The organism is Paenibacillus medicaginis, assembly GCF_042138635.1.
Classification (GTDB): domain Bacteria; phylum Bacillota; class Bacilli; order Paenibacillales; family Paenibacillaceae; genus Paenibacillus; species Paenibacillus medicaginis.
Genome location: NZ_JBHIRY010000019.1, coordinates 106,870 through 117,590, shown reverse-complemented (window position 1 = coordinate 117,590; position 10,721 = coordinate 106,870). Strand labels below are relative to the sequence as shown.

Sequence of the window (10,721 nt, the reverse complement as noted above, 5' to 3'; positions counted from 1 at the left end):
GGCGGAATTGGCAGACGCGCACGGTTCAGGTCCGTGTGGGCTAACCCCCCGTGGAGGTTCGAGTCCTCTCGACCGCACCATATTTTTGCGGACGTGGCTCAGCGGTAGAGCATCGCCTTGCCAAGGCGAGGGTCGCGGGTTCGATTCCCGTCGTCCGCTCCATTATCACAACGGCGCCATAGCCAAGTGGTAAGGCAAAGCTCTGCAAAAGCTTGATTCCCCAGTTCAAATCTGGGTGGCGCCTTTACTATGGATGGCCATTATAAGATGTCCCCTTAGCTCAGCTGGATAGAGCGTTTGACTACGAATCAAAAGGTCGGGAGTTCGAATCTCTCAGGGGACGCCATTATAGCTTCAACGAAGTATGGTATGAATGAATAACGGGACGTAGCTCAGCTTGGTAGAGCACCTGGTTTGGGACCAGGGGGTCGCATGTTCAAATCGTGTCGTCCCGATCTTTATTTGCGGGTGTAGTTCAATGGTAGAACTCCAGCCTTCCAAGCTGGTAGCGTGGGTTCGATTCCCATCACCCGCTTTTTGTTTTATCTTAGCGGATTCTTGTCACACCAGTTGTGACACCTTTAATAAGAGAGCCTGTTTCTCCGACAGAGCTCTCTCTTTTTATTTTTCCTTCAATTTATTTTCCCTTCAATTAGGTATATTCAGTTCAATACGGGTACCACTGCCTGATGCGGACAGAACACGAAGCCGGCCTCCGGCCCCCCGTGCACGTTCCTCCATACTGAAGAGACCTACCCCTTGCCCGGCTTCACCAGGTTTAAATCCATTCCCTTTATCTTCTACAGTTACCCAAACTTCAGACCTGCGATCCTCGACAGTTACGTTAGCTTCTGACACATCCGCATATTTTGCAATATTGGTCAAGGCTTCTTGAACAATACGGTAGATGGCTATCTCCTTCTGGATATCCAGCCGTTTGCGCAGCGTACAGGTGAAATTCACTTGTATTCCGTAGTGATTGCTGTAGTTGTCAATATAAGTCCGAAGGGCGGGAACAACGCCCAAATCGTCCAGCACGGAAGGTCTAAGCTCCCATGCCAGCCCCCGAATATCAGCCATGATGGCCGTGACTTGCTGACGCAGCTGCTGGATTACCGGATTGGACTGCTTGGACAGCTCATGATCCATCTGAATGGCCAAGGAGAACAGACTTTGTCCGATGCCGTCATGAAGCTCGCGGGAAAAACGCTTGCGCTCTTCCTCCTGGATTTGCATCACTTGTGTCATCATGCTCTGGAGCTCGGCTTGAACCTGCTTAAGCTCTGTAACTTCATTACGCACAGCCAGGTATTGATAGGGCTGGCCTTTGTCGTCCGTTATGGGAACAATGGTGGTATTTACCCAGTAATAAGAACCGTCTTTGGCACGATTGCGTATTTCCCCCCGCCATACATTTCCCGAGGAGATCGTTCTCCATAAATTTTGCATAAATTCGGAGGAATGATGGCCAGAGTTAATAATCCGGTGATCTTTGCCGATCAGTTCACCCCGGGTGTATTTGGATATTTCACAAAATTTATCATTAACATACTGAATCGTCCCTTTGCGGTCAGTCACCGCGACAATGGACGATTCATCAAGGGCAAACTTCAGATCGGACAGCTGGAGCAAAGAGTAGCGCAAAGCCTCGCGGAATTCTTCATCCGGAATATGCTCATCCAGCAGCTCAATGAGGGATACTGCCTGCTCTCCGATCGTTTGATGTAAAATCCATTTGTGATGGTTACTCATAATTCAGAAGCCCTTTCTTCATGGCAAATTTCACAAGCTCCGGTCGGGTTTTTAGATTAAGCTTTTCCATCAGGTTGCTTTTGTGCGACTCTACGGTCTTGACACTGATGATGAGATGCTCGGCAATTTCCTTATTGGAGTAGCCTTTGGCGACCCATGATAAGATTTCTTTTTCCCGCTCAGATAAAGATTCATAAGGACCTGAACCGCCGTCCTGCTTCAGCTTATCCAGATATTCGCTCATGAGGCGTTTGGTAGCATTGGCATACAGGTAAGCATTTCCTTGGGCAACCGATTGGATAGCGGTGATCAATTCTTCGTGAGGCGCACTTTTCAAGATATATCCGGAAGCTCCTGCCTGAATGGCACGGAACAGATATTCATCATCATCATGCATGGTCAAAATGAGAACCTCGGTATCAGGCAGCAGCTTCTTCAGCTCTGTTGTGGCTGTCAGACCATCCTTGCCAGGGGGCATGCTGAAATCCATCAATACGACATCCGGATGTAATTCAAGCGCTTTCGCTATGGCTTCATCCCCGTCGGCGGCATCTCCGATGACGCTAATATCATGCTTTCCGTCCAATAATGCAATCAGGCCGGACCGGACAACAACATGGTCATCAACAACAAGTATACGAACCAAAATATCCCTCCGTAGGCGATGTATCGCGTGTATGATCTCATCATAGCAAAAAGAAAGGAAACCTATCAATGCAGGATTCCTTTCTAAAAGCCCCGTTAGGAATGAATACAGGCACAAACAACCAGTACAGGTTAAAACTTGAGGGTGCCCAGCCGCCGGGCAGTCTGCTCCACCAAAGCAGTATCATGGGGAACAAAGCTGTAGGCGTTCCGATGTCCGACCAATACCACACCATTGGGAATATCGTCCACGCCGAAAATAGGAGCCGCAAAGGCGGAGTGAAGCTGTTCCGCAAGCATTAATGCAGAGTCCTGTCTTAAACGGTAGGTATCCCTTAAAAGAGGATTAGCCTCTATGGAACGTCCAAGCCTCGCGGCCATGCCTGATAAGCCGTGTCCGGCCTTAAAGGAAATTCGCTGGTAACGGTCATTGCGATTTCCGGAGATATAACGCCAGCGGAAAAAATTATGCGCCGAATGAATCCAGGCTACCGCAGCCACATCACACGAAATCAGCGCACGCAGAGAGTCAAGCTCACGCTTGACTTCCAGCAAAAGATCGTTCATGACAGAGCACTTCCTTTACGAGGTGAAAAGCAAATATTTTCGATCTATCTTCAATTAGGGAAAATATCATATTCTCGTCCGGACTGTAGTGATTTTTATCACACATATTCAGGGTCATGGAGTGGGGAAAATCAGGTAATTTCCTGATAACGCAAATTCGTGAATTATACTATGATTAGAATATAAGAAAGACATGAAGGGGAGATGAGCATGGCTTCATTATATATAGCAAAACTGGCAGGATCGGCACAGGTGGAACGTACGGGAATCAACTTATTTTTGACGGAAGAGCATATTGAACTGCTTAAAAGTATTATGACCTGGAAGAAGGTTAAGGCGGGCGTCAGTCTTTTTATGGAGGGAGAGGCAGCGGGACAGCTTTACTATATTCACGCAGGACGGATCAAATTGCACAAATCAACGGAAGACGGTAAAGAGCTTTTGCTGACCATTCAACGCAGGGGTGACCTGATCGGCGAATTCGGCGGCTTGGGCGGGGAGGAGCATAACTACACAGCGGAAACGGCGGACACATGCGAAATCGGCGTCATTCAAGGTAAGGAATTGGAAGGGCTCTTGACGAGGCATGGAGATATGGCTGTGCAATTTATAAAATGGTTCGGTCTCAAACAGCGGATTATGGAATCCCGTTTCAGGGATTTGCTGCTGTATGGAAAAACCGGTGCTTTGGCTTCGACCTTGATCCGTGCATCGAATACGTGTGGAATCAAAAACGAGGATGGGATTTTGCTGAACATCAAGCTGAATCATACGGAGATTGGAGAAATGATTGGCGCGACTCGTGAGAGTGTCAACCGGATGCTTACCTCGCTCAAAGAACAGGGCACGATTGAGATGAGGGAGGGGAAAATCAATATTTTGCGGATGGAGGACTTACGCTTGATGTGCGGCTGTCCTGAGGTGGGACACTGTTCTGATGAAATATGCCGTTTGTAAGAAGAAAAAAAGGCTAATCAAGGAGCGAATCCCGGATTAGCTTTCTTAATTTATTCTAGGCCTGTTGTGATGTATGCTGCAGCAAGCCTTGCAGTTTACGCCGAATTTCCTTCTGCCATTTCTCATCCTGAACTTTAACAGCAAGATTCAGAAGGTCCAAGTAATCATCAATATGCAGAGAGGTCTTTTGAAGAGCTGCGTTCACCAGGTTCCTTCCCCCTTAGAAATATTACACATCATGGATAAACTCAATAATGATAATCATTATCACAAAATCAATTTAAACCTATTATGCCGATTATTCAGGAGAAAAGCAAGTGATTTGCAGGAAATGCATGAAATAAAACCCCCTTAAAAAAACAAACCTCACTTCCTAAGTTCGCACATTGTTCACGTCCGTGAATTGGAAGATAATAACCATATCACCTTAGACAAAAAGTTCTTTATGCAAACGGCAAGAAAATGCTTAATTCATTTATTTAAGGAGGAAAAAGGGTCATGCGTACAGGAAAAATGAAAGCGTTTGCCTTGACGATGGCAGGCGCAATGATCTTCATGCTGGCGGCATGCAGCAGCGGGCAGGAAGGCGGTGGAACTACCGATAATTCCAGCAGCAGCGGCGGCGGAGAAAAAAGCGGGGAGCAGGTTACGATTACATTCCAGAACATTTATCCTGATCCGACGACTCCCGCACATAAAATGATGAACCAGCTTGTGGAGCAGTATGAAAAGGATCACCCGAACATTAAGATTGAGCTTGACTCACTGAATACAGACCAGCAGAAGCTGAAGCTGAAAACACAGGCTGCTTCCAAGGAGGTTCCGGATATTACCATCGTGAACCCGGCGGCTCAGATGAAGCCCTTCGTTGACGCCGGACTGCTGGCACCGCTCAATGACGTGGTGGACCGCGACAATCTGAAGGATAAATTCCAGGATGGTTTGCTGAACTATTACAGCTTCGATAGCAACGTCTACGCGCTTCCTGACGGCAATAACATCGAAGTCGTGTACTACAACAAGGCTCTGTTCGAGCAAGCCGGCATTAAGGAAACGCCAAAAACATTTGATGAACTGCTTGAAGTTGTCAAGACTTTGAAAGCCAAAGGCATTACCCCGATCGCTATCGGTGAGAAGGACTCCTGGACAGGTTCGCTGTTGTTCATGAACATCCTGCTTCGCACCAACGGCGGCCCTGGCTTCTTGCAGGACGTCATTGATGGCAAGAAAACGTTCAATGATCCCGCATTCACGGAAGCTGTAGCAGCGTTCCAGGAGCTGGTGAAAGCCGGAGCATTCCCGGATGGAGCAACTTCGATCGATTACAACGCTGGTGGCAACATTTTCAAAACAGGCAAAGCGGCCATGTACATCATGGGCACCTGGGAGACCGGAGCTATTGACTCGTCCTCTGTAGCGGATCAAGTAGCCGCATTCCAGTTCCCTACGGTGAACGGCAAAGGCGATGTCAACGAATATATTATTGCGCCTGGCAGCGCCTTTGCGATTTCCGCGAACAGCGAGCACCTGGAAGAAACCAAAGACTTCCTGCATTATTTTATGACCGAAATGCCTAAAGTTAAGTTTGAGCTTAAGGACGCGGTAGGCAGCGGCCACAAAATTGAAGGCGACTTTAAAGCAGCAGGCTATTCGGAGCTCGCCGTCGGTCTCAACGAGCTGTTCAAAAATATTAAGGGCGGAGATCTGGCCTTCGATAATACGATGAACCCTGCAGTCGCCCAGGCGCATCTGAGCAGCATTCAAAATCTGTTCGTCACGGATGCAGACCCGGCCCAGGTAGCACAAGAGCACCAGGCTGCTTTTGAAGCCAATCCGCAATAACAGAATGGCCCGGCCAGCGGCAGGGAGGGAGCCTTCCGGTTCCTTCCCTGCTTTTAGGATCGGCAAAATAAGCTCTGCAATAGAGGATAGAGTAAGAGATACAGATAAAGGAGGAGAACCATGAATGTATTAAAAGTGCGGGCCGGTACCATCGCGGTATTCGTGCTGCCTTGTCTGCTGCTTTACGTTTGTATGGTGTTCATACCGATTCTCGTGTCCATCTACAGCGGCCTGCTGGATTGGAACGGAATCTCGGATGCGAAGTTTGTAGGCGTGGCTAACTACCAGAAATTTTTGACCGATGATCCGTTGTTCTGGCCTTCCGTGAAGCGCACGATCATGTTTGCTGTCTTTTCAATGCTTGAAATTCCAGTCTGTCTGCTGATTGCGATCTTGTTGAACCGGTATGTGCGAAAATCCAATACCCTCGTCACCATCTACTTTCTGCCTGTCATCCTGTCTGTCGTTATCATCGGCCAACTGTGGAAAACGATTTACAATCCTGCTTCGATGGGTGGCATGCTGAACGGAGTGCTCACGTCATTAGGACTTGAAGCATGGACCCGGAACTGGCTGACTGAGCCTGAGATTGCCATCTATTCACTCTTCTTCGTAGCCCTGTGGCAGTATTTCGGGTATCATCTGTTGATTCAGTTTACAGGTGTGCAGAATATTCCCAACGAGTTGTATGAGGCGGCCAAAATTGATGGAGCCGAAGGCTTCAAGGCCGACCGTTATGTCACGCTGCCGCTGATCGTCCCGATTTTTAAAATTTCTATCGTTCTGGCCTTTATCGGTTCACTCCAGTCCTTCGATCTGATCTGGGTCATGACAGGCGGCGGTCCGGCTCATGCCACAGACACCGTGGCTACCTATATGTACGGTATGTCCTTCCTGTCGATGAAATATGGATACGGCAGTGCCCTGGCATCCTTCCTGGTCGTTTTCTGCCTTGTATTTACAGTCATCATAAATTTTGTTTTCAAACGAATCGAGAATAAGGTAAACTAAGGAGGCCGGAGCCGATGAAAATGTTAAAAAAGTCAATCGTATACGTTGTGCTTGCGGTCCTCGTCGTTACGCAGGTGTATCCGCTGTTTTGGCTGTTGACGTATTCGCTGAAGACCAATGAGGAGATTCTGGGCGGTAGCTTCTTTGCTCTTCCCGAAACACCACGTTGGAGTAATTATCAAGAGGCTTTTGAATCAGGCAGCTACCTGCAGTACCTGTCCAACAGTGTGTTTGTTACCGGCGTGACGATGATCTGCGTCATTCTGCTCAGCTCCATGACGGCTTATGCGATCACACGCTTCCGCTGGCGTTATGGCGGCATCGTTATGCTGGTGTTTCTCGTAGGCATGATGATCCCGATGCAGGCTACACTGCTGCCCTTAATGGTCATTTTTAAAAATGTAAATATCCTGAACACCCATTTGTCATTGATTCTGCCCTACGTTGCGTTCCAGACTCCAATCGCGGTGTTCATCCTCAGTGGTTTTATGAGATCCATTCCTCATGAAATTGAAGAGTCGGCTTATATGGACGGGGCGAACATATACCGGATTTTCCGGAGCATCATTCTGCCGATCTCTATACCGCCGGTCATGACGGTCTGCATTCTGACGTTCATTAATATCTGGAATGAATACATCATGGCAGCTACGTTTATTTCCTCAGAAAAGCTAAAAACGCTGCCATTCGGTATCTATACGTTTGTCAGCCAATATACCGTTAATTACGGCAACATCGGCGCGTATCTCGTGATGGGGGCGCTTCCGGTCATCATCATTTATTTCCTGCTCTCCGAACGGATTACCAAAGGTATGGTTGCCGGCGCGGTGAAGGGCTGAATCAGGCTTGTCCAGCACATGGCCAGCACGAAGAGGGGCAGATGGGACAAACGAGACGAAAGGAGCGTATATACGTTTGCAGCGCCGTTTTCAATCCATTCATCATCGGATGTTCATTCTGTTTCTCTTCTGCATGTCAGGCATTGTGCTGGCGGTAAGCCTGCTGTTCTACAACCGGACCACCGTGCAGTTCCATGACAAAATCAGCGATCTGGCCCGCAAGAACGTGTCCCAGACGGCAGGGCTGTTCGATTTGCTGCTGAACAGCTATAACAGTCTGACCAAATCCATCACCAATAACCTGGACCTTGTCCGGCTGCTCGGTACGGAAACCGATCATCAGCCAGAGGCAGTTGCTTATATTAATGAGCGCACAATTACCAATATTCTGGGCGCTATTTATTATTCGCGGGAAGATCTGATAGGCATTCATGTCTTGAAGGACAGCGGCAAGGTATATAATTACGGCAACTACATGAATGTTATAGATCCGGAATACATGCATGCGGAATGGTATAAGGAAATCAAGAAATCCGCAGGCAAAATTGCCTGGCTGGGCGTCTATCCCCATTCGGTTATTGACCAGATGGAGAAGAGGCCTGTTTTTGCATTCGGGCGTCAGCTCTATGACCTGGATGAACATAAGCCAATCGGTATCGTGCTGATTGAGGCGGAGCCGAAGTCGATACTGGCTGCCCTCCATAATCTGCGTCTGGGCCCGAACAGTGAGGTTTACCTGATGGGCCAGGAGGGACGGATTGTCTCGTCAACCTCCGTTAACCCTCCCCCGTCTCTTGAAAGCCTGCAGGCGGCCGGCGGAGACGACATCATCGTGGAACGGAGCGACCAACAGGTCGTTATTGCTTCCCGGCTTCCTTATGCCGATTGGTCCGTGATCAGTGTAACGCCAAACCGGGATTTGAATGTCGAGCTGGCTCAGACGCAGCGCTTTCTGCTGATTGTCGCCCCTGTTCTCATTATTCTGTCCGCACTTATTGCCCTGGTGGTGTCCAGAAGCATATCTCAGCCCCTGAAGCGGCTGATTCGTGAAATGAAGCTGGTCGAGACAGGCAATTTCCGGCGAAGGCTGGAGGTGACCTCCTATCAGGAGGTCAATCAATTGGTAGACTCCTTTAACCATATGGTCGGGCGGATCGAGGAACTGATCGAACTGGTCAAAATATCTTCGGTCAGTGAGAAGAACGCAGAGCTGCATGCCCTGCAAACCCAGGTGAATCCCCATTTTTTATACAACACGCTTGATATGATCTACTGGCTGCTTGATGAGAAGGGGCAGGATCAGCTTGGTGAGGTCGTGCTGGCCTTGTCCCATCTGTTCCGCTACAGCAGCCATTGGGAAGAGGGAGCGGAGGTGACCCTGCGGGAGGAAGTTGAGCAGATGGGGCATTATCTGACGATTATTCAGGCCCGTCTGGAGGGCAGGGTGACCGTGCTCATGGAGATCAGCGAGCGCTGGATGGATATCCGTATTCCCAAAATGACGCTCCAGCCTTTGATTGAGAATGCGGTCAAGCATGGCCTTGAGCCGCTGGAGCTGAGTGTGCGCGGGGAGCTGCATGTCCGTGCCGAGGAAGCGGGGAACACGCTGCGGCTGACCATTGCCGACAATGGTGTCGGGATTACATCGGAGCGTTTAATCGATGTCCGGTATGCGCTGGCTAATCCGGGCAAACAGAGCATAAGCGGCAGATCCGGCCATATCGGCTTACAGAATCTGCAAATGCGTCTGCATCATATGTTCGGCAAGGAATTCGGGCTTGGTATCGCAGGAAAACCCGGGAAAGGAACTGTAATCACCGTAACCATTCCGCTTCCAAAGGAGAGGAAAAGCGATGAATATACTGATAGCTGATGACGAGCATACGATCCGCCAGGGGATTGGGCGCACCCTTCACCAGGCCTGGCCGGACAGCCGTATTTATGCGGCCGCTTCCACGGAGGAAGCGGCGGGCATTCTGACTGAGCATCCGGTGGATATTGTGCTCACTGATATCTTGATGCCAGGTATGGACGGTCTTGAGTTTATGCGGATCTCCAAGCGCAAGCACCCGCACTTGCAGTGGGTGGTCATTTCCGCGCACTCGGAATTTCAATATGCCCAGAAGGCGGTACGTCTTGGCGCAAAGGATTACCTGCTGAAGCCGATCGGCAAAAAAAAGCTGCTGGAGTGTGTGGAGACGCTGGCAGGAGAAGTACAGGCCGAATCGGAGAGAATGAAGGAAGGCAAGCTGCTGAAATCCAGTCTGGGCTACCTGAGAGAAGCCGTATTTCAGCGCTACGCGCTCGGTCTGGATACGGGCAAGCTGGATATTCGCCCTTTCGTGCAGAATTATCCGCAATTCCACCTTTTTATGGTTGGGATGGAGGCAGTGCAGCGAAAGAATCATCTGGAGCATTTTATTGTTGAAAATGTGCTCTCCGAGCTGCTGGACACGGCCGGTCATGGCTTTGTCGTCAGCCTGGACCGGTATAGCCTGCTCGGCATCGCCCGCCTTCAGGATGAATCGGAAGCAAGCAGGCTGATCAGCCAGTTGAAGGAGCATTTGCGGAGATATTTGAAGCTGCCCTTTCAGGCGGCGGTTTCCGGACCGCATCATGATTTTGCGGGCATTCCCGATGCGGTCGCGGCGCTGCGCAGTTCATTGGAGGGCAGCCTGGTATCCGGCGGAGATGAATCGCTGAAGGAGGGGATTCATACGGTGGATGTGGCGCTGCAATATATTCGTGCCCACTATACAGAGGACTTGTCTCTTGAGGGAGTAGCATCGGTTGTATTCCTGAATCCCGTCTATTTCAGCCAGCTGTTCAAACAGAAGACCGGCCAGGGCTACAAGGATTATGTCATCAGCCTGCGCATGGAACAGGCCAAAAAGCTGCTGCTTGATCCCCAGTTGAAGCTGGCCGATATTGCCGACCGGATCGGGTATCATGATGTCAGGCATTTTACGCAGGTATTCCGCCGCAAGTGCGGCATGACTCCGACGGAATATAGAATAGGTATGTCAAAATAGGACTAAAGTATCTTAATTTTTTCCCAGCATCTACCGATATATGAACTTATGAAGTTTAAAGAATACACATATATCG

At 49.4% G+C, this 10,721-nt stretch carries 10 protein-coding genes and 5 tRNA genes; 11 read left to right on the top strand and 4 right to left on the bottom strand.

Features of this window, described 5'->3' with window-relative positions:
• Positions 1-87: 87 nt before the first annotated feature.
• From ACE5LO_RS18345 to ACE5LO_RS18325, 5 genes are all read left to right on the top strand, one after another.
• Positions 88-162: transfer RNA gene (locus ACE5LO_RS18345), tRNA-Gly, on the top strand.
• Between the two features lie 10 nt (positions 163-172).
• Positions 173-244, top strand: a tRNA-Cys gene (locus tag ACE5LO_RS18340).
• 25 nt (positions 245-269) lie between these two features.
• Positions 270-346: transfer RNA gene (locus tag ACE5LO_RS18335), tRNA-Arg, on the top strand.
• 35 nt (positions 347-381) lie between these two features.
• Positions 382-455: transfer RNA gene (locus ACE5LO_RS18330), tRNA-Pro, on the top strand.
• A gap of 9 nt (positions 456-464) precedes the next feature.
• Positions 465-535 (top strand) — tRNA-Gly (locus tag ACE5LO_RS18325).
• Between the two features lie 113 nt (positions 536-648).
• Here ACE5LO_RS18325 and ACE5LO_RS18320 read toward each other — a convergent pair.
• The 3 genes from ACE5LO_RS18320 to ACE5LO_RS18310 all read right to left on the bottom strand — a co-directional run bounded on the left by ACE5LO_RS18320 (position 649) and on the right by ACE5LO_RS18310 (position 2,964).
• A complete protein-coding gene (locus ACE5LO_RS18320) occupies positions 649-1,752 on the bottom strand; it encodes a PAS domain-containing sensor histidine kinase (RefSeq protein ID WP_375521452.1) in 1,104 nt (367 codons plus the stop codon).
• Positions 1,745-2,398, bottom strand: coding sequence for a response regulator transcription factor (locus ACE5LO_RS18315; protein WP_375521451.1), 654 nt, complete (start codon positions 2,396-2,398; stop codon positions 1,745-1,747). The genes ACE5LO_RS18320 and ACE5LO_RS18315 overlap by 8 nt, the downstream gene beginning before the upstream one ends.
• A 131-nt stretch (positions 2,399-2,529) precedes the next feature.
• Positions 2,530-2,964, bottom strand: coding sequence for a GAF domain-containing protein (locus ACE5LO_RS18310; RefSeq protein WP_375521450.1), 435 nt, complete (start codon positions 2,962-2,964; stop codon positions 2,530-2,532).
• 210 nt (positions 2,965-3,174) lie between these two features.
• On the opposite strand from ACE5LO_RS18310, the gene ACE5LO_RS18305 reads away from it, so the two are divergent.
• The gene (locus ACE5LO_RS18305) at positions 3,175-3,921 is read left to right on the top strand and encodes a Crp/Fnr family transcriptional regulator (protein WP_375521449.1); all 747 of its coding nucleotides are present in this window, start codon (positions 3,175-3,177) and stop codon (positions 3,919-3,921) included.
• A 55-nt stretch (positions 3,922-3,976) separates the two neighbouring features.
• Here the strand turns inward: ACE5LO_RS18305 and ACE5LO_RS18300 are convergent, their stop codons facing one another.
• The gene (locus ACE5LO_RS18300) at positions 3,977-4,126 is read right to left on the bottom strand and encodes a hypothetical protein (RefSeq protein ID WP_355325765.1); all 150 of its coding nucleotides are present in this window, start codon (positions 4,124-4,126) and stop codon (positions 3,977-3,979) included.
• Positions 4,127-4,419: 293 nt separating this feature from the next.
• Here ACE5LO_RS18300 and ACE5LO_RS18295 point away from each other — a divergent pair, with 293 nt between their 5' ends.
• The 5 genes from ACE5LO_RS18295 to ACE5LO_RS18275 all read left to right on the top strand — a co-directional run bounded on the left by ACE5LO_RS18295 (position 4,420) and on the right by ACE5LO_RS18275 (position 10,645).
• Positions 4,420-5,763 (top strand): sugar ABC transporter substrate-binding protein, encoded by a 1,344-nt coding sequence (locus ACE5LO_RS18295; protein WP_375521448.1) that lies wholly within the window; start codon positions 4,420-4,422, stop codon positions 5,761-5,763.
• A 120-nt stretch (positions 5,764-5,883) separates the two neighbouring features.
• Positions 5,884-6,774 (top strand): carbohydrate ABC transporter permease, encoded by an 891-nt coding sequence (locus ACE5LO_RS18290; protein WP_375521447.1) that lies wholly within the window; start codon positions 5,884-5,886, stop codon positions 6,772-6,774.
• Positions 6,775-6,788: 14 nt separating this feature from the next.
• Positions 6,789-7,613, top strand: coding sequence for a carbohydrate ABC transporter permease (locus ACE5LO_RS18285; protein WP_375521446.1), 825 nt, complete (start codon positions 6,789-6,791; stop codon positions 7,611-7,613).
• A gap of 76 nt (positions 7,614-7,689) precedes the next feature.
• A complete protein-coding gene (locus ACE5LO_RS18280) occupies positions 7,690-9,486 on the top strand; it encodes a cache domain-containing sensor histidine kinase (protein ID WP_375521445.1) in 1,797 nt (598 codons plus the stop codon).
• Positions 9,467-10,645 carry a response regulator gene (locus ACE5LO_RS18275; protein WP_375521444.1) on the top strand — a complete coding sequence of 393 codons (1,179 nt, stop codon included), beginning with the start codon at positions 9,467-9,469 and terminating at the stop codon, positions 10,643-10,645. The genes ACE5LO_RS18280 and ACE5LO_RS18275 overlap by 20 nt, the downstream gene beginning before the upstream one ends.
• The last annotated feature ends 76 nt before the right edge of the window (positions 10,646-10,721 follow it).

What these genes read in the sequence shown, in the direction of transcription:
- ACE5LO_RS18320 (WP_375521452.1), bottom strand. Translation starts at nt 1,752, where the DNA reads ATGAGTAACCATCACAAATGGATTTTACATCAAACGATCGGAGAGCAG.
- ACE5LO_RS18310 (WP_375521450.1), bottom strand. Translation starts at nt 2,964, where the DNA reads ATGAACGATCTTTTGCTGGAAGTCAAGCGTGAGCTTGACTCTCTGCGT.
- ACE5LO_RS18305 (WP_375521449.1), top strand. Translation starts at nt 3,175, where the DNA reads ATGGCTTCATTATATATAGCAAAACTGGCAGGATCGGCACAGGTGGAA.
- ACE5LO_RS18295 (WP_375521448.1), top strand. Translation starts at nt 4,420, where the DNA reads ATGCGTACAGGAAAAATGAAAGCGTTTGCCTTGACGATGGCAGGCGCA.
- ACE5LO_RS18290 (WP_375521447.1), top strand. Translation starts at nt 5,884, where the DNA reads ATGAATGTATTAAAAGTGCGGGCCGGTACCATCGCGGTATTCGTGCTG.
- ACE5LO_RS18285 (WP_375521446.1), top strand. Translation starts at nt 6,789, where the DNA reads ATGAAAATGTTAAAAAAGTCAATCGTATACGTTGTGCTTGCGGTCCTC.
- ACE5LO_RS18275 (WP_375521444.1), top strand. Translation starts at nt 9,467, where the DNA reads ATGAATATACTGATAGCTGATGACGAGCATACGATCCGCCAGGGGATT.